Annotated in this window: 16 protein-coding genes; 13 read left to right on the top strand and 3 right to left on the bottom strand. The window is 61.4% G+C overall.

The window, feature by feature from the left end:
• Window positions 1-74 precede the first annotated feature (74 nt).
• The 3 genes from CLU93_RS28510 to ppk1 all read right to left on the bottom strand — a co-directional run bounded on the left by CLU93_RS28510 (window position 75) and on the right by ppk1 (window position 3027).
• Window positions 75-203, bottom strand: a complete 129-nt coding sequence (locus tag CLU93_RS28510; RefSeq protein WP_257224845.1) for a hypothetical protein — start codon at window positions 201-203, stop codon at window positions 75-77.
• Window positions 204-449: 246 nt separating this feature from the next.
• Window positions 450-908 (bottom strand): phosphohistidine phosphatase SixA, encoded by a 459-nt coding sequence (sixA, locus tag CLU93_RS02430; RefSeq protein ID WP_099759849.1) that lies wholly within the window; start codon window positions 906-908, stop codon window positions 450-452.
• Window positions 909-933: 25 nt separating this feature from the next.
• On the bottom strand, window positions 934-3027 hold the full coding sequence (ppk1, locus tag CLU93_RS02425; protein WP_099759848.1) for a polyphosphate kinase 1: 2094 nt from the start codon (window positions 3025-3027) through the stop codon (window positions 934-936).
• Window positions 3028-3298: 271 nt separating this feature from the next.
• Here ppk1 and pstS point away from each other — a divergent pair, with 271 nt between their 5' ends.
• The 13 genes from pstS to CLU93_RS02360 all read left to right on the top strand — a co-directional run bounded on the left by pstS (window position 3299) and on the right by CLU93_RS02360 (window position 16945).
• Window positions 3299-4348: a phosphate ABC transporter substrate-binding protein PstS gene (pstS, locus tag CLU93_RS02420; RefSeq protein ID WP_071078206.1), complete on the top strand. Its 1050-nt coding sequence runs from the start codon at window positions 3299-3301 to the stop codon at window positions 4346-4348.
• A gap of 207 nt (window positions 4349-4555) precedes the next feature.
• On the top strand, window positions 4556-5527 hold the full coding sequence (gene pstC, locus CLU93_RS02415) for a phosphate ABC transporter permease subunit PstC (RefSeq protein ID WP_081344807.1): 972 nt from the start codon (window positions 4556-4558) through the stop codon (window positions 5525-5527).
• Window positions 5524-6420 (top strand): phosphate ABC transporter permease PstA, encoded by an 897-nt coding sequence (pstA, locus tag CLU93_RS02410; protein WP_099759847.1) that lies wholly within the window; start codon window positions 5524-5526, stop codon window positions 6418-6420. Before pstC ends, pstA begins: the two co-directional genes overlap by 4 nt.
• Window positions 6421-6458: 38 nt before the next feature.
• Complete coding sequence (pstB, locus tag CLU93_RS02405; protein ID WP_373629715.1) at window positions 6459-7241, top strand: phosphate ABC transporter ATP-binding protein PstB; 783 nt, start codon at window positions 6459-6461, stop codon at window positions 7239-7241.
• A gap of 48 nt (window positions 7242-7289) precedes the next feature.
• Window positions 7290-8000 (top strand): phosphate signaling complex protein PhoU, encoded by a 711-nt coding sequence (phoU, locus tag CLU93_RS02400; RefSeq protein WP_071078202.1) that lies wholly within the window; start codon window positions 7290-7292, stop codon window positions 7998-8000.
• 5 nt (window positions 8001-8005) lie between these two features.
• Complete coding sequence (locus CLU93_RS02395) at window positions 8006-8695, top strand: response regulator (RefSeq protein ID WP_034755074.1); 690 nt, start codon at window positions 8006-8008, stop codon at window positions 8693-8695.
• A 12-nt stretch (window positions 8696-8707) separates the two neighbouring features.
• Window positions 8708-10024, top strand: coding sequence for a phosphate regulon sensor histidine kinase PhoR (gene phoR / locus CLU93_RS02390; protein ID WP_099759846.1), 1317 nt, complete (start codon window positions 8708-8710; stop codon window positions 10022-10024).
• Window positions 10025-10112: 88 nt separating this feature from the next.
• Entirely contained in the window at window positions 10113-11309 is a 1197-nt protein-coding gene (gene senA, locus CLU93_RS02385; protein WP_257224843.1) for a selenoneine synthase SenA, read from the top strand.
• A gap of 33 nt (window positions 11310-11342) precedes the next feature.
• On the top strand, window positions 11343-13289 hold the full coding sequence (locus CLU93_RS02380) for a UvrD-helicase domain-containing protein (protein ID WP_099759845.1): 1947 nt from the start codon (window positions 11343-11345) through the stop codon (window positions 13287-13289).
• 94 nt (window positions 13290-13383) lie between these two features.
• A complete protein-coding gene (locus CLU93_RS02375; protein ID WP_099759844.1) occupies window positions 13384-14298 on the top strand; it encodes an NAD-dependent epimerase/dehydratase family protein in 915 nt (304 codons plus the stop codon).
• Between the two features lie 375 nt (window positions 14299-14673).
• Window positions 14674-15057 carry a LiaF transmembrane domain-containing protein gene (locus tag CLU93_RS02370; protein ID WP_257224841.1) on the top strand — a complete coding sequence of 128 codons (384 nt, stop codon included), beginning with the start codon at window positions 14674-14676 and terminating at the stop codon, window positions 15055-15057.
• Window positions 15047-15862 carry a LiaI-LiaF-like domain-containing protein gene (locus CLU93_RS02365; protein WP_099759842.1) on the top strand — a complete coding sequence of 272 codons (816 nt, stop codon included), beginning with the start codon at window positions 15047-15049 and terminating at the stop codon, window positions 15860-15862. The genes CLU93_RS02370 and CLU93_RS02365 overlap by 11 nt, the downstream gene beginning before the upstream one ends.
• A 6-nt stretch (window positions 15863-15868) precedes the next feature.
• The gene (locus tag CLU93_RS02360) at window positions 15869-16945 is read left to right on the top strand and encodes a sensor histidine kinase (RefSeq protein ID WP_099759841.1); all 1077 of its coding nucleotides are present in this window, start codon (window positions 15869-15871) and stop codon (window positions 16943-16945) included.
• Window position 16946 lies beyond the last annotated feature (1 nt).

Raw genomic sequence — 16946 nt, 5'->3', positions numbered from 1 at the left:
GTGTAAAAACAAGGATGGCGCGAGGGACGGGGATATGCCGTCACTGGCGCCATGCGATAGTGCCGAGGTGAACACTACTCGTGGTAGCGGTCCATCAGCTTGTGGTGACTGCCGCGCATTTCTTCGATCAGTTCAAAGGCGACGAAGCCGATGATGGCGGCGAAGATGGCGATGAAGAGAAAAACGAGGAAGGTGATTAACATGGTCTTTCGGCCGCCGTTGGACGGCCGTCCGCTGGGTTGCTCAAGGTGCCGGAGCAGCGCTCCAGCACGTAGTTGATGCAATTAAACTCTAGCAGATCGGCAGCGCTTTGCAAGGCTGCTGAGTTGTAATTCCTGCCAGTATTTGTCCCAGCGCACTTTTTGCGCATTTCAATCTGGGGTCAGTCACTGCGTGATCGGAATGCGTCCCATTGGGACGTATTCCCCCGGCGGGTCTGACCCCGTGGCCTACTTCACCACCAAATCATGCGCCATCACGGCCTTCAAATAAACGCTGAGCGGGTCGCCTAATTCTCGTTGCGAGAACCACCACGCGCTGGCTTTGCGCATCTCCCATTCTTGCTCCTCGCCCGTCAGCAGCAGGGCGGCCGCCTGGCCCAGCGTGGGTTGGTGGCCGACGATGAGCACGCTTTCCTTGCCGGCTGGCCAGTTGGCCGCCTTGAGGATGTCTTCCGCCTCGGCGCCCGGTGCCAGTTCCGGCATCAGCTTGAACTTGCGCCCCAGCGCTTCCGCCGTTTGCAAGGTGCGCAAGGCGGGGCTGACGAGGATGCGGCAATTTTCCGGTAGTTGCGAGGCCAGCCATTCGCCCATGCGGCGCGCCTGTTTCTGACCTTTGATGGTCAGGGCGCGTTCGAGGTCGGGCAGGCCCGGCTCGGCTTCTGCGTGTCGCCACAAGATGAGATCCATGCTGTGCTCCTGTGTGTAGAGTTGCCTATTCGCCGACCTCCGCGCCCGGCGTGCCCAGTGTGTGCATCAAATACTGCTGGGCGCTGAATGGCGTTTGCTTGCCGCGCGGCTTGCGGCGCGCGTAGTGGCCCGTCGGCTCCAGTTCCCATGCATTCGTATTATCCTTCAAATACGGATTGAGGCCCTCGGCGATCACGCGCCGCTTCAGCGCACGGTCCAGCACGGGGAAGGCCACTTCCACCCTGCGGAACAGGTTGCGGCTCATCCAGTCGGCACTGGCTAGGTAAACATCGTGCGCCAGGTCGTTGCGGAAGTAGTAAATGCGGCTGTGTTCAAGGAAACGGCCGATCACGGAACGCACCTTGATGTTTTCCGACAGGCCAGGCACGCCCGGCTTCAGGGTGCAGGCGCCGCGCACGATCAGGTCGATCTTTACGCCATCGGTCGAGGCCGCATACAGGGCGCGGATCACGGACTCATCGACCAGCGCGTTGACTTTCACGATGATGCGCCCGCGCCGGCCGGCGCGGGCGATCTTCGCCTCGTTGCGGATGGCCTTGATGATCTCGCTTTGCAGGCCGAACGGCGCCAGCCACAAATGGTTCAGGTTGTGCGGCTTGGTCAGGCTGGTCAGGTGGATGAACACTTCGTTCACTTCCACGGCCAGGTCCTGGTTGGCCGTCAGCAAGCCGAAATCCGTGTACAGCTTGGTGGTGGTGGGGTGGTAGTTGCCGGTGCCCAGGTGGGCGTAGAAGCGCAGCGCGCCTTCCTCGCGGCGGATGACGAGCGCCACCTTGGCGTGGGTTTTCAGGCCCACTACGCCGTACACGACTTGCGCGCCCGCCTGTTCCAGCTTGTCGGCCCAGTTGATATTGGCTTCTTCGTCGAAACGCGCCATCAATTCCACGATGACGGTCACTTCCTTGCCCATCTTCGCCGCCGTGATCAACGATTCCATCAGGTCCGAATTCATGCCCGTGCGGTAGATCGTCTGCTTGATGGCGACGACGGACGGATCGTAGGCGGCGCTGCGGATGAAGTCGATCACCGTCTGGAACGACTGGTACGGGTGGTGCAGCAGGATGTCGTGCTTGTTCAGCGCGGCAAAGATGTCGTTGCCGATGGCTTTGTGCGCCAGGCCGGGGAAGAAGGGCGGGAAGCGCAGCTCGGGCTGCTTGACGTGGTCGATCATTTCCGACAGGCGCACCAGGTTCACGGGGCCGTTGACGCGGTAGAGGCGGCTTTGATCCAGGCTGAACTGGTCGAGCAGGAATTGCGACAGTTCCGGTGGACAATTGCGCGCCACTTCCAGGCGCACGGAGGTGCCGAACTGGCGCCCCACCAGTTCGCCCTTCAGGGCCTGGCGCAGGTTCTTGACTTCGTCTTCATCGACCCACAGGTCGCTGTCGCGCGTGACGCGGAATTGTGAATAGGCAATCACCTCGCGCCCGGCGAACAGGTCCGAAATATGCGCATGGATGACGGAGGACAATAAACAGAAGGACACGCCGTCGCCGGAAATGTCGTCCGGCAGCTTGATGACGCGTGGCAAGACACGGGGCGCCTTGACGATGGCGATGGCCGTGCCGCGCCCGAACGCATCCTTGCCGCTCAGCGAAACGATGAAATTGAGACTTTTATTCACCACTTGCGGGAACGGGTGGGCAGGGTCCAGGCCGATCGGTGTCAGCAGGGGGCGCACTTCGCGGTCGAAATATTGCTTGACCCACGCGCGCTGCGCCTCGTTGCGGTCGCTGTCGCGCAGCAAATGCACGCCCGCTTCGCGCAGGGCCGGCAAGACGTCGTTATTTAATATCTCGTACTGGCGTTCCACCAGCGCATGGCATTCCTTGCCGATGCGCTCCAGGTTGGCCGCCAGGGCAGGGTGGCCCGCCAGCGTACCACCGATGCTGCCGGCTGCCAGCAGGCTGGCCACGCGCACTTCGAAGAACTCATCCATGTTACTGCTGACGATGCACAGGTAGCGCAGGCGCTCGAGCAGCGGAATGTTCGGGTCTTCCGCCTGGGCCATCACGCGCCGGTTGAAAGTCAGTTGCGACAGTTCGCGGTCAAGCAGGATGCCCGATTTGGTCACTTCCATGTGCAGTTCAGGTTTCATATTCTTTTGTCTTTGCAGATAGTTAATTCTAGCCGTATTTCATCATGTATGACGCGCTGTGAGTGTAATCATGAAATATGACGTCAGCGTGACATACTCTGTCATAAAGCGCCGCCCGTCCTGTCATTTTTCATGCCGGAAAGGGCACTTCCCGGGGCGTAGGCAAATATTTCATGAAATTTTGCGCATGTCATAAAGCTGTCATATTCGCTTGCTAGACTGCGCAGCATTCAACCGGGACTTTGAGCCCTAACAACCCTGAGGACTTGATATGCAAATGAAGCAAATGTTCAAATTTATCGTCGTGGGTGCTTCGGCAGCGATGGCATTTTCTTCCGCTTCCGTCATGGCGGCAGATATGACAGGTGCTGGTGCAACTTTCCCGTACCCGATCTACGCCAAATGGGCCGAGACTTACAAAGCCAATACCGGTAACGGCCTGAACTACCAGTCCGTCGGTTCCGGCGCTGGTATCAAGCAAATCAAGGCCAAGACTGTTGAATTCGGCGCCTCGGACATGCCTTTGAAGGCAGAAGAGCTGGAAGAAGCAGGCCTGATGCAGTTCCCAGCCATCATGGGCGGCGTGGTCACCATCGTCAACCTGGACGGCGTAACCCCAGGCCAGCTGAAAATGACCGGTAAAGTCGTCGGCGACATTTACCTGGGCAAGATCACCAAGTGGAGCGCGCCTGAGATCGCCGCACTGAACAGTGGCGTCAAGCTGCCGGATACGGAAATCACCGTGGTGCACCGCGCCGACGGTTCGGGCACCTCGTTCCTGTTCACCGACTTCCTGTCGAAAACCAACCCGGAATTCAAATCGAAAATCGGCGCTGGCTCGGCTGTGAAATGGGCCGTGGGCGTGGGCGGCAAGGGTAACGAAGGCGTCGCCGCCAACGTGCAGCGTATCAAGGGTTCGATCGGCTACGTCGAGTGGGCTTACGCCAAGAAAAACAAGATGTCGCACACCCAGTTGCAAAACAAGGACGGCAACTTCCTGCAGCCTGACGACGACAACTTCAAGGCAGCAGCCGCTTCGGCACCTTGGACGCAAACCCCAGGCTTCGGCGTGGTCCTGACCGACCAGGCTGGCAAGAACAGCTGGCCTATCACGGGCGTGTCGTTCATCCTGATGCACAAAGTCCAGGCTGATGCAGCCAAGGCTAAAGAAGTCCTGAAATTCTTCGACTGGGCCTACAAGAACGGCGGCGCCGCTGCTGTCGAACTGGATTACGTGCCGATGCCAGCATCGGTCGTGAAACTGGTGCAGGAATCGTGGAAAGCCAATTTGAAAGATGCATCGGGCAAAGCGATCTATTAATTCGCTAGCTTGACCAGATAAGTACCCATCCTTGTCCCCGCCAGCAGCACGGCGGGGCAGGGAGTTAGCCAGGACCGCCCGCAAGCCCTTGCAGGCGTTCCCGGCTAAAAGAGCACGATAAAAATAGCAGTACCTGCAGTACCACCCACATGGCACATTATGAGCGCACAATCTACCTCCTCCACGATCCCCATGCCAGGCGGCACCATGACCGATTCCCTCAGTCACGCGCAAATGCTTTCCACCATGCGCAAGCAGCGTATCCAGGATTTTTTGTTCCACAAGGTGACGATGCTGTTCGCCCTGTCGGTGCTGATCGTCCTGGTCGGCATTATCATTTCGCTGATCATGGAATCGATACCGGCCTTCAAGACATTCGGCCTGCATTTCATCGTGTCCGCGGAATGGGACCCCGTCAATGACCAGTACGGCGCCCTGATCCCCATCATCGGCACCCTGGTGACGTCCGTCATCGCCCTGCTGATCGCCTTTCCCGTCAGCTTCGGCATCGCCCTGTTCCTCACGGAAATCTGCCCGGCCTGGCTGCGCCGTCCGCTGGGCACGGCTGTCGAACTGCTGGCCGGCGTGCCGTCGATCATCTACGGCATCTGGGGCCTGTTCGTGTTCGCGCCCCTGTTTGCCGACCACGTCCAGCCCATCCTGAAAGCTACCTTGGGCAACGTGCCTGTCATCGGCCAGTTGTTCAGCGGTCCCATGATGGGCATCGGCTTGCTGACGGCCGGCCTGGTGCTGGCCATCATGATCATCCCTTTCATCGCTTCCGTGATGCGCGACGTGTTTGAAATCGTGCCTGCCGTGCTGAAAGAATCCGCATACGGCCTGGGCTGCACACGCTGGGAAGTGGTGCGCAAGATCGTCTTGCCATACACCAAGACCGGCGTCGTCGGCGGCGTCATGCTGGGCCTGGGCCGCGCACTGGGTGAAACCATGGCCGTAACCTTCGTCATCGGTAACGCGAACAAGCTGTCGTGGTCGCTGTTTGCCGCCGGTAACAGTATCACCTCGCTGCTGGCGAATGAATTCGGCGAAGCGCAATCCGAGCTGCACGTCGCTTCGCTGTTCTCGCTGGCGCTGATCCTGTTTGTCATCACCTTTATCGTCTTATCCGCCGCCAAGCTGATGCTGGCAGGCATGTCCCGCAAGGAAGGCACGAAATGAGCCAACTCAGCCAAGTTAGCACCCGCGACGTTCCGGCCAAGCCGGCCATGAATCCTGTCTACCGCAAACGCCTCTTGATGCACCGCATCGGCATCGCCCTGTCGGTGGCGGCCATGGCCCTGGGCCTGGCCGTGCTGGTATGGATTTTGTTCACCCTGGTCGTCAAGGGTTTCGGCGCGCTGTCCATCGACATGTTCACGCAAACCACGCCGGCACCCGGCAGCGAAGGCGGCGGCCTGATCAATGCCATCGTCGGCAGTGCCCTGATGGTGGGCCTGGCGACTGTCGTCAGCACCCCGATCGGTATCCTGGCCGGCATCTACCTGGCCGAATACGGCGAAGAAAACAAGTTTGCGCAAGTCACGCGCTTTGTGACGGACATCATGCTGTCGGCGCCATCGATCGTCATCGGCCTGTTCGTGTATGCGCTGTACGTGGCGCACGTGAAGCACTTCTCCGGTTACGCCGGCGCCATCGCGCTGTCGCTGATCGCCGTGCCGGTGGTGGTGCGCACGACGGACAATATGCTGCGTTTGGTACCGAACAGCCTGCTCGAAGCCGCGTTTGCCCTCGGCGCGCCGCGCTGGAAAGTCGCCACCCTGGTGCGCTTGCGCGCTGTGAAAGCTGGCGTCATCACCGGTGTGCTACTGGCCCTGGCCCGCATCGCCGGCGAAACGGCGCCGCTGTTGTTCACGGCCCTGAATAACCAGTTCCAAAGCTTCAACATGAATGCGCCGATGGCCAACTTGCCGTCCGTCATCGCCTCGTTCGCGATGAGCCCGTACGACAACTGGCGCTCGCTGGCCTGGGGCGGCGCACTGCTGATCACCTTCAGCGTGCTGGCCTTGAATATCCTGTCGCGCACCGTGTTCAGCCAAAAAGTCCCTAATTAAACAGATACCGAGCGAAGCGAACCCATATGAATACGCAAATGAATCCAGCCCAAGACCTGGCACCAAAGAAAAAAACCATCGAGATTTCGGGCCTGAACTTTTTTTACGGCAAAACGCAAAGCTTGCATAACGTCAATCTGGACATCCACGAAAAGAAAGTCACGGCTTTCATCGGCCCGTCCGGTTGCGGCAAGTCGACCCTGTTGCGCACCCTGAACCGCATGTATGACCTGTATCCGGGCCAGCGCGCGGAAGGTTCCATCCTGTACCGCGGCCGCAACGTGCTCGACGCGGACCAGGACGTCAACATGCTGCGCGCCAAGGTCGGCATGGTGTTCCAGAAGCCGACGCCGTTCCCCATGTCCGTGTACGACAACATCGCCTTCGGCGTGCGCCTGTATGAAGACCTGTCGAAAGGCGAGATGGATGAGCGCGTCGAGTGGGCCCTGAAAAAGGCCGCGCTGTGGGGCGAAGTCAAGGATAAGCTGAACAAGAGCGGCCTGTCGCTGTCGGGCGGCCAGCAGCAGCGTCTGTGCATCGCGCGCGGCGTGGCCGTCAAGCCGGACGTCTTGCTGTTAGACGAGCCGACCTCGGCGCTGGACCCGATCTCGACGTCGAAGGTGGAAGAGCTGATCAGCGAACTGAAACAGGATTACACGATCGCCATCGTGACGCACAATATGCAGCAGGCGGCGCGCTGCTCCGACTACACTGCCTATATGTACCTGGGCGAGCTGGTGGAATTCGGCGAAACGGACCAGATCTTCATGAATCCGGCCCGCAAGGAAACGCAGGATTACATCACGGGCCGCTTCGGCTGATCCACCCAGAATAACGACATACAAGACAACTGAATACGGAGAGACAGCATGTTAGGCGAACATTCATCCAAGCAATACGACAACGAACTCGAAGCGATCCGCTCGAAAGTGCTCCTGATGGGCGGCATCGTTGAGACCCAGTTCCTCGACGCGATGACCTGCTTTCGCATCGGCAACCCGGAACGCGCCGACCGCGTGATGCGCGAAGACGACGTCGTCAACCAGCTGGAAGTGTCGCTGGACGACGCGTGCAGCCATCTGATCGTGCGCCGCCAGCCGGCCGCCAACGACTTGCGCACCATCATGGCCACCATCAAGGTGATTACCGACCTCGAACGCGTAGGCGACGAGGCGACCAAAATCGCCCGCGTGGCGAAGAATCTGCACAAGCGCGGCAACGGCGTCGTCAACCATTACGAGATGGTGCGCGGCATTGCCAACACGGCCACCGACATGCTGCACGATGCGCTGGACGCATTCGCCCGCAACGATGGCAAGCAGGCCTTACAATTAATTGCACAAGATGCCATCATCGACCATGAGTTTCGGTCTATCATGCGCAACTTGATCACCTTTATGATGGAAGACCCGCGCACGATTTCGGCGGCGCTCGATACCCTGTGGGTGGCCAAGGCCATCGAACGGATCGGCGACCATGCGAAAAACATCGCCGAATACGTGATTTACGTGGTTGAAGGCAAGGATATCCGCCACACCAAGGTGGCGGCTCCCGCCATTTCCGAGGAGCTCCCTGAGTAAGCTTTATGGCATCTGATAAAACCACGGTATTGATTGTTGAAGATGAGCCGGCCATCGTTGAACTGGTGACCTATTCGCTGCGCGAATCCGGCTGGAATTGCTGTTCCGTACAAAACGTTGCCGACGCCTGGGAATTCATCCAGCACCGCACGCCGCACCTGATACTGCTGGACTGGATGCTGCCGGACCAGACGGGCTTGCGCCTGCTGTCGCGCATCCGCGCCGACCGCAATTTCGCCGCCATCCCCGTCATCATGCTCACCGCCAAGAGCATGGAAGAAGACAAGCTGGCCGGCCTGAACAGCGGGGCTGACGATTACGTCACCAAGCCGTTCTCGCCGCGCGAGCTGCTGGCGCGCGCCAAAGCGCTGTTGCGACGCAAGAGTCCGGAACACGCGCAGGCGCCCATGCGCGCCGGCAACGTGGCGCTGGACCCCGTCAGCTGCACCGTGATGATGGATGAACAGAAGATCGATATCGGCCATGCCGAATACAAGCTGCTGAAATTCCTGCTGGCCCATCCGGAGCGCGTGTTTTCGCGCAGCCAGCTGCTCGACAAGGTGTGGGGCGACCATGTGGTGATCGAGGAACGCACGGTCGATGTCCACGTATTGCGCTTGCGCAAAGCCTTGAAAGAGGCGGAAAGCCTGATCAAGACGGTGCGCAGCGTCGGCTACATGTTGTCTGAAAAATAAAGCCTGTCTCTTATGAATCCGAAATTGCTGTTCTGGGTACCGGCCGCCTTGCGCATGGTGCTGGCGCTGCTGGGCGTGGCCGTCGTCTGGTATCTGTTTGGCGCCACGTATGCGCTGGGCATCGCCTTCGTGCTGATGGCCATGATGGTGTTCGTGCAGCTGTCGTATCTGTTCCAGCTGAGTAACTGGCTGGACAATCCGCAAAGCGCCAAGCTGCCCGACGGCTGGGGCGCCTGGACCAGCATCTTCGCGCGCCTGTACCGCATGCGCCGCGATGACGAGAAAAACCAGGCCGAGCTGACGGAATGGCTGGCGCGTTTCCGCCAGGCCATGCACCTGCTGCCGGACGGCGTCGTCATCATGGATGACGTGCTGTTCCTCGAATGGTGCAACCCGGCCGCCGAGAAGCATCTGGGTCTCACGCACGAGCGCGACAAGGGCATGCGCGTGACTAACCTGATCCGCAGTCCGGAGTTCATGGATTACATCATCCTGGGCCGCTACGACCAGCCGCTGACGATCACCTTCCGCAACCGCAAGCTGATCGTGCAAATCATTCCGTTTGAAAACCGCCGCCAGATCCTCGTCACGCACGATGTGACGGAGACGGAACGCATCGAAATGATGCGCCGCGACTTCATCGCCAACGCCTCGCACGAACTGCGCACGCCGCTGACGGTCATCGTCGGCTTCCTGGAAATCGCTTCCGCCGAGCTGGACCTCGATGCCACCACGCGCGCCGCCCACCTCAAGCTGATGACGGAGCAGGGCCACCGCATGCAGCATCTGATCGAGGACATGCTGACCCTGTCGCGCCTGGAATCGGTCGACTACCCGCTGCGCCCCGAACCCGTGGATGTCAAAAAGCTCATGCAGCAGGTCTTGCGCGACGCCAAGGGATTATCTGCCGGCAAGCACGAGATCAAGATGGAATGCAACGGTCCCGACGTGCTGGGCAGCTATGACGAGCTGTACAGCGCGTTTGGCAACCTGGCCTCGAACGCCGTGCGCTACACGCCGGCCGGTGGCAGCATCACCCTGCGCTGGCAGGATGGCCCGGCCGGACCGCAATTCATCGCGCAAGACACGGGCATCGGCATCAGCCAGGAACATATTTCGCGCCTGACCGAGCGTTTCTACCGCGTCGACAAGAGCCGTTCGCGCGAAACCCAGGGCACGGGCCTGGGCCTGGCCATCGTCAAGCACGTGCTGCTGCGCCACGGCGGCACGTTGGCCATCCAGTCCGTGGCCGACAAGGGCAGCAGTTTCATCGTCAGCATGCCGAAGTCCGTCGTCACGCCGCTGCAGGGCGAGTTGCTGGTCAAGTAGTCCGGTCAAGTAGTCCCGGGGAGGGGAGTCCCCTCCCTGTTTCTGCGGCGACTGGTGCAATGTTGGCATAAGTCGTTACAATCGTGCCATGACTTTAATTAACACTTCTTTTCGCCACGCCGGCGCGCAGCAACTGGCCCAGTCGCTGCAGGCTGCGCGCCAGGACACCTTGTCCCTGTTCGACTGTTATGTCAGTGCCGGGCTGGACGTGGTGGCGGGCCTGCCCCGCCATCCGCGCCTCAATCCACCGTTATGGCAGCTCGCGCATATCGCCTGGTTCGCCGAGTGGTTCATCCTGCGCGAAGCCGCTTCCAGCCATCCGGCCGACGCCATCTACAATTCCCTGCTGACGCGCGGCGACGATATGTTCGACGCCAATATGCTGGAGCAGTGTGCGCGCTGGAAGCTGGAACTGCCCAGTCCGGGCGCCGTGAAAACGTATTGCCGCGAAGTGCTCGACCGGGTGCTCGATAAACTCTCGCGCGAACCCAACATCGACAGCGCCCTGGCGCCGTACCGGCTGGCGCTGGCGCAGGAAGACTTGTGTGGCGAGGAAATGCTGGCCGGCTTGCAATGGCTGGGCCTGGAAGCCCCCGAATCGCTGGCTGCCAGCCCGGCTATGCCGCCAGGCGCGGGCGAGATCGCCTTTCCAGGCGGCAGCATCGTACTGGGCTCGCCGCGCGGGGCCGGGTTTGCCTTCGACAATGAATCGCCGCCCCATGCCTGCTATGTGGCGCCGTTTTCCATCGATGCTTGCGCCGTATCGAACGCCCAGTTTGCCGATTTCGTCGCCGATGGCGGTTACCAGAACCGCCAGTTCTGGAGCGCGGCCGGCAGCGCCTGGCTGATGCGGCAGGAGCGCTCGTCGCCCTTGTACTGGCTGCGCGAAGCGACGCAGTGGCGCACCATGCGTTTCGGCCAGCGTACCACCTTGCCGCCGAATGAAGCCGTGCGCCACATCAATCTGTATGAAGCGCAAGCGTACTGCGCCTGGGCGGGGCGCCGCCTGGCGACGGAGGCGGAATGGGAGTATGCTGCGCTGTCCGGCCACCCGCGCTTTCACTGGGGCCAGGTATGGGAGTGGACGGCGACGCCGTTCGAGCCGTATCCTGGCTTTGTGCCCGCTGCCTGGCGCGAGTATTCGGCGCCGTATTTTATGCAGCACCAGGTGCTGCGCGGCGCCGCCTTCGCCACGCCGCTGCGCCTGCATTCGGCCCGCATGCGCGCCTTCCACGCGCCCGAACGGGGCGACATCTTTGCCGGCCTGCGCACTTGCGCCTGGTAGCGCGTCGAGAACAGACATCATTTCAGGATACCTTTGAGTACAGATAACGCCCCGCAGTTCATTCCTAAACGCATCACGCCTACGCCGGAGCAGGTGGCCATCCAGACGGCGCAAAAGAAAGTGGTCTTGATCGACGCCAATGCCGGCGCGGCCAAGACGACGACCCTGGCCCTGCGCCTGGCCGAGGCCTTGCACCGGGGCCGCGCGCCCGAGCGCATGCTGGCCCTCGTCTTCACGGAAGCGGCGCGCGTGGCCCTGCGCCAGCGCCTGCTGGAAGTGGGCGTGCCGCTCGGCGTCGTCAAGCGCCTCGTCATCGATACCTTCGACGCGTTTGCCGCCAAGGTACTGCTGCAGCTGGAAAACATGCAGGTGGCATTCATGCGCAGCGATGAAGATCTGCGCCCCGTGGCGTGGGAAGCACTGGAAGTGGTCTCCGAGAAATACGCTCACCGCTATCCGCTGGAAATCAATACGACCAACGGGGCCATCGCCGAATTCCTGAAGTTGCAATTGCGCACCAAGGCGCGCCTGGATTTTCAAAATCCTGACTTCGAGAGCAATTCCCTCGATGACAACCTGGAGCTGCTGGGCATGTCGCGCACGCATTATCTGTGGCTGCGCGAATACGAAGCCTTGCGTGGCGCCGACACGGGCGATATCCAGTTCCGCGCCCCGTTCGACGCCACCTATGACCTGGTGCGCATGCTCGACGGCGACGAACCGCTGCGCCAGCAATTGCCGGCCTTCCAGATCATCGTGGCCGATGAATTGCACGATTTGAACGAAGCGTCGTTCCGCCTGCTGACCATGCTGATACGCCGTGGCAACGCGTTTTTCTGCGGCGCCGGCGACAAGGATCAAGTGATTTACACGTGGTCGGGCGCCGATCACCGCTTTTTGCGCCAGCGCTTCGAGCAGGAATTCCCTGCCTTGCAGCGCCTGCCGCTGACGGCATCCTACCGCTACGGCCCGCAGCTGGCACAGGCCGTCGGCGTGTTGAAAAACAAGGCCAGCGTGTCGGCCCTGTCGCGCGCCACCCATATCGACGTGCTCGAGTACGACCATGCGCAGCCGCAAGCGTGCAGCGCCCAGCTGATCGCCGCGCTCGAACACGCGCATGCGGGCACCACGGCCATTTTGCTGCGAGACCGCGACCAGGCCATCCGCGTGGAAACGGCCTTGTTCCAGAGCGGCATCGCGTATGGCCTGGTGGACATGAACAGCTATTTGCTGAGCCTGGAAGTGCTGATGCTGCGCGGCATGGTCGCCATCGCCCGCAAGGATTTACATGCGATCAAGAGCGGCCCGCGCCGCGGCGAGATTCTCGAAGCGCTGGTGGCCTTCGCGGAAATCCCGTTTACGCGCACGGAGTTGCAGCAAGCCAAGGCCGACGTGGCCAATTACCCGGATTTGCTGGAAGGCTTTTTGACGAATCAGCTGGCCAAGTCGCACAACCAGGACAAGGCGGCGCTGACCCTGGCCGCCGTCGATTACCTGCGCGCCTTGCCAGCGGACGCCTTGGCGGGCGACGCCCTGCAGCACATCTTTGGCCTGATGCAGCTGGAACAGACGGCGCGCCGCATCTATGTCGACCCGGCCCAGGCGCGGGTCGTCGCCCGTTCCTTGCACGGTTTCATTGCCGTGTGCCGCGAAGCGGGCGTGGCGCTCGGTGGCTTTGCTGGCTGGCTGGGCGAGATGGAAGAAGCCGTGACGGTCTCGACCGGCAAGGCCAAGCTGGTGATCGCCTGCATCGACCAGATCAAGGGCCTCGAATACAACCACGTCATCTTGCCCTACCTGGCCGTCGATGAATTCCCGCGCAGCAAGACCGACCCGCTGGAAGAGGAAAACCGTTTCTATGTGGCCGCCACGCGCGCGCGCGACAGGCTGACCTTGCTGACGCCGGAGGACCCCGCCTACCGGAGCCGCTACATCGCCGCGCTGCAGCTCAAACAGAAGATTGTTGCTCCAAAGTCATAAATCTTTTGCCGTGCGACTGCTTTTTGCGAAAGACGAAAGCGGGCATACTTTGTTGGTGTGATTGACAGCAATCTAACCAGACAGGGAGTAAAGCATGAAAGTATTTCTGACAGGCGCGGCAGGTTTCATCGGCAGTTCCATCGCTGCGGGCCTCGTGCGTGCCGGCCACCAGGTCACGGGCCTGGTGCGCAAGCCGGAGCAGGTGGCCGAGCTGGCTGCCATCGGCGTACAAGGCATCGTCGGCACGCTCAATGATCGCGAACTGCTCATCGAGCAGGCGCAGGCGGCCGATGCCGTCATCAACGCGGCCAGCAGCGACCACCGGGCCGCCGTCGAAGCCATCATTGAAGCGCTGGCTGGCACGAACAAGCCGTTCCTCCACACCAGCGGCTCGTCCATCGTGGGCGACGCGTCGGGCGGCGAGGGCACGGAGCAAATTTACTTTGAAGACAAGCTGCCGGCCCCCACGGCCGACAAGGCGGCCCGGGTCGCCATCGACGACCTTGTACTGGCCAGTGCAAACAAGGGCATACGCGCCAGCGTGCTGTGCAACACCCTGATCTACGGCCACGGCGCCTTGCCGCGCGACAGCGTGCAGCTGCCCCGTTTGCTCAAGCAGGCGCGCAAGAGTGGCATCGTGCGCCACGTGGGGCCGGGCCGTAACATCTGGTCGAACGTGCATATCGACGATGTCGTCAGCCTGTATCTGCTGGCGCTGGAAAAGTCGCCGGCCGGCACCTTTTACTTTGTCGAGTCGGGCGAGGCGGCCTTCCGCGACATGACGGCCGCCATCGCCCAGGCTTTGGACCTGGGTCCTGCGCAGGACTGGCCGCTGCCCGAGGCGATTGCCGAATGGGGTTACGAGATGGCGTCGTACGGCCTCGGTTCCAACAGCCGCGTGCGCGGCGCACGGGCGCGCACCCTGCTGGGCTGGCAGCCGCAGGGGCCATCGGTGCTGGAGTGGATCGGGTGCGACATGCTCAAGCCGCCGCACGCCATCGCCGCTTGATGCCGCTCAGTAAAAGCGCATCTGTGTGCGCTAGCGAACGGTGCAATGTGGCGATCAGGAGTATGATGGCTTTGCTTGGTTGAGACGCACTGCCGTGAAGTTGGCGGCATGTTCGATCTTCCAGCAGGTCAGCCGGTCGCCTCAAGGATCGGCACCAGATTCTTGCTGCCGGCGCGTTCGCGCTCTGCGGCTGTGCACTGCAACTCCAGGTCGCGGTGTGTACTGCGAACCCTTTCAAGGCCGGCGTCAGCCGGTTTGCCTGTCGTTCTGGCCCCTGCGCCATTCACCGTCACCTGTCCGCCATTCGCCGAAACGGTGTTTTCCCCTCGCCGAAATCCGCGTATCTTTACGATCAACCAACTTCAAGGGGTGACCGTGAAACCTGAACCAGCTTATTGCCGCCGTACCCAGCTGCTGTGGGGCGTGCTGCTGATCGCCATCGGCGCCGTCATCCTGCTGGACCGGCTCGATGTGATCTATCTCCACGATTACTATGCTCTATGGCATTATTGGCCGCTGATACTGGTCGTCTTCGGCCTCAACAAGCTGCTCACGCCCGTGTCCGCCAAGCAGGTACTGAGCGGCCTGTGGCTGATCTTTTTTGCTGCCTGGTGGTATGTCTCGTATGAAGAACTGTGGAATTTGAATTTCTACAATAGCTGGCCAGCCTTGCTGATCGCCTGGGGCGCGGGCCTCGTGCTGGAACCGCTGCTGAACAAACATTTTATTGCCTACCGGGAGTCCGAGCATGAAAAATAAACCGCCGCTGCACTCGCCATCGCAGATCGTGCTGGGCGTCATCGTCATCGGCCTGGGGCTGTTGTTCCTGCTCGATAACCTCGGTTTTATTAATGTGCGCTACACCTTTCGCTTCTGGCCCACGGCGCTAATCGTGTTTGGCCTGCTGAAACTGTCGCAAAGCCGCAGCGCGAACGGCTATTTGTTGGGTGGCATGCTGGTGCTGCTGGGCGTGGTCTGGACCCTCAAGCACATGGGCATCTTTTACATGAACTGGGACTTGCTGTGGCCCTTGCTGATTATCGGCCTGGGCGTGGCCGTGGTGTCGAAGTCCTTGCCCGGCGCACAGCAGCGGCAGCGGCGCCGGCGCTTTGCCGCGCAGCAAGACAGCACGGCAGCGCCTGACGCATTTGGCCAGGCCAGGAATGGCGCCGTGTCGCTCGACAAGGACGCCGCCGATACCACTGCAGCGCCCGGCGCCAGCGGCCAGGCGGACGACGACAGCATCATCGAAGTGACGGCCATCCTCGGCGGCTATGTGCGGCGCGTGTCGTCGCAGCGCTTCAGGGGCGGCGATATCAATGTCATCATGGCCGGCTGCGAAATCGACTTGCGCCAGGCATCGATCGAAGGCGAAGCCGTGCTCAACGTGTTCGCCTTGTGTGGCGGCGTCACCATCAAGATTCCGCCCGACTGGAGCGTGGTGCTGCAGGGCACGCCCATCCTCGGCGGCTTCGAAGAAAAGACCATCGTGCCGCCGAACCAGAACAAGCGTTTGTACGTGACGGGCTACGCCATCATGGGCGGCCTGGAAATCCGCAACTAGGCGCGCATGTCCGGGCCCTTGTCGAAGCGGCGCGGTGCCGTGGTGGTGTTCCTGGTGTGCATCGCGCTGGGCCTGGCGCTGGCGTTCATCCTGGCCAGGGTGGCCCATGCGCCCTGGCTCAATGCGACCCTGCTGGTGGTGCCCGCCACGCTCGTGTATGCGATCGGCTCGGGGTTTTCCGCGTTTTACCTGTGCCGCGCCTACCCCTTGCACGCCCGCCATCCGCTCGCCATCGCTGGCGTGATGAGCGTGGCGGCCCTGTTCGCGGGCTTGCTGTGGGCGACCCTGCTGCAATTTTTGAACAGCGTCAGCCTGTTGCCGGACGTGCGCTGGCTGGGCGTGAACCTGACGCAGTCGATGCTGGCCCTGTTCTTCGGCCTGGGCGCGCTGCTGTATTGCCTGGCCGCCGCCGTGCATTATCTGTTGCTGGAATTCGTGCGCGCCAGGATGGCCGAACAGCGGGGCCTGGAAGCGCAGCTGATGGCGCAGGAAGCGCAACTGCGCATGCTGCGCACGCAGATCGATCCGCATTTCCTGTTCAACAGCCTGAACTCGATCAGCGCCCTGACGTCCATCAATGCGGCGGGCGCGCGCCAGATGACGGTGCAGCTGGCCAGTTTCTTTCGCCAGAGCCTGAGCCTGGAAGCGCACAAGCACATTACCGTGGAACAGGAACTGGTGTTGATCCGCCACTTTCTCGCCATCGAGCAAGTGCGTTTCGGCGCACGCCTGCAAGTGGCGGAAGCCATCGACGTTGCCGCGCTGGCGTGTCTGCTGCCGCCCATGCTGATACAGCCGCTGGTGGAAAATGCCGTCAAGCACGGCATCTGCGGCTTGACGGAGGGTGGCTTGATCGCCATCGAGGTGCGGCGCGTGGGCAGCCTGTTGCAGATCGCCGTGCGCAACCCGGTCGATGCGGATCAAGGGCCAGCTCGCGGCAATGGCGTAGGGCTGGAGAACGTGCGCCAGCGCCTGGCGGGCGCGTATGGCCACGAGGCCAGCGTGCACTGGGGCCGGCGCGACGGCCATTTCGAAGTGATGATTTCCATGCCGGCGCAGACCGGCGACACGGAGGAAGCATGAT

The organism is Janthinobacterium sp. 35 (genome assembly GCF_002754575.1).
GTDB lineage: Bacteria > Pseudomonadota > Gammaproteobacteria > Burkholderiales > Burkholderiaceae_D > Janthinobacterium > Janthinobacterium tructae.
The sequence above is the reverse complement of the archived record's forward strand: the minus strand, read 5'-3'. Positions and strand labels throughout refer to the sequence as shown.

Coding starts and splice junctions, on each gene's coding strand:
- pstS (WP_071078206.1), top strand. CDS start 3,299: ATGCAAATGAAGCAAATGTTCAAATTTATCGTCGTGGGTGCTTCGGCA.
- phoR (WP_099759846.1), top strand. CDS start 8,708: ATGAATCCGAAATTGCTGTTCTGGGTACCGGCCGCCTTGCGCATGGTG.
- senA (WP_257224843.1), top strand. CDS start 10,113: ATGACTTTAATTAACACTTCTTTTCGCCACGCCGGCGCGCAGCAACTG.
- CLU93_RS02365 (WP_099759842.1), top strand. CDS start 15,047: ATGAAAAATAAACCGCCGCTGCACTCGCCATCGCAGATCGTGCTGGGC.
- CLU93_RS02375 (WP_099759844.1), top strand. CDS start 13,384: ATGAAAGTATTTCTGACAGGCGCGGCAGGTTTCATCGGCAGTTCCATC.
- CLU93_RS28510 (WP_257224845.1), bottom strand. CDS start 203: ATGTTAATCACCTTCCTCGTTTTTCTCTTCATCGCCATCTTCGCCGCC.
- CLU93_RS02360 (WP_099759841.1), top strand. CDS start 15,869: ATGTCCGGGCCCTTGTCGAAGCGGCGCGGTGCCGTGGTGGTGTTCCTG.
- pstA (WP_099759847.1), top strand. CDS start 5,524: ATGAGCCAACTCAGCCAAGTTAGCACCCGCGACGTTCCGGCCAAGCCG.
- pstB (WP_373629715.1), top strand. CDS start 6,459: ATGAATCCAGCCCAAGACCTGGCACCAAAGAAAAAAACCATCGAGATT.
- CLU93_RS02395 (WP_034755074.1), top strand. CDS start 8,006: ATGGCATCTGATAAAACCACGGTATTGATTGTTGAAGATGAGCCGGCC.
- pstC (WP_081344807.1), top strand. CDS start 4,556: ATGACCGATTCCCTCAGTCACGCGCAAATGCTTTCCACCATGCGCAAG.
- ppk1 (WP_099759848.1), bottom strand. CDS start 3,027: ATGAAACCTGAACTGCACATGGAAGTGACCAAATCGGGCATCCTGCTT.
- sixA (WP_099759849.1), bottom strand. CDS start 908: ATGGATCTCATCTTGTGGCGACACGCAGAAGCCGAGCCGGGCCTGCCC.
- phoU (WP_071078202.1), top strand. CDS start 7,290: ATGTTAGGCGAACATTCATCCAAGCAATACGACAACGAACTCGAAGCG.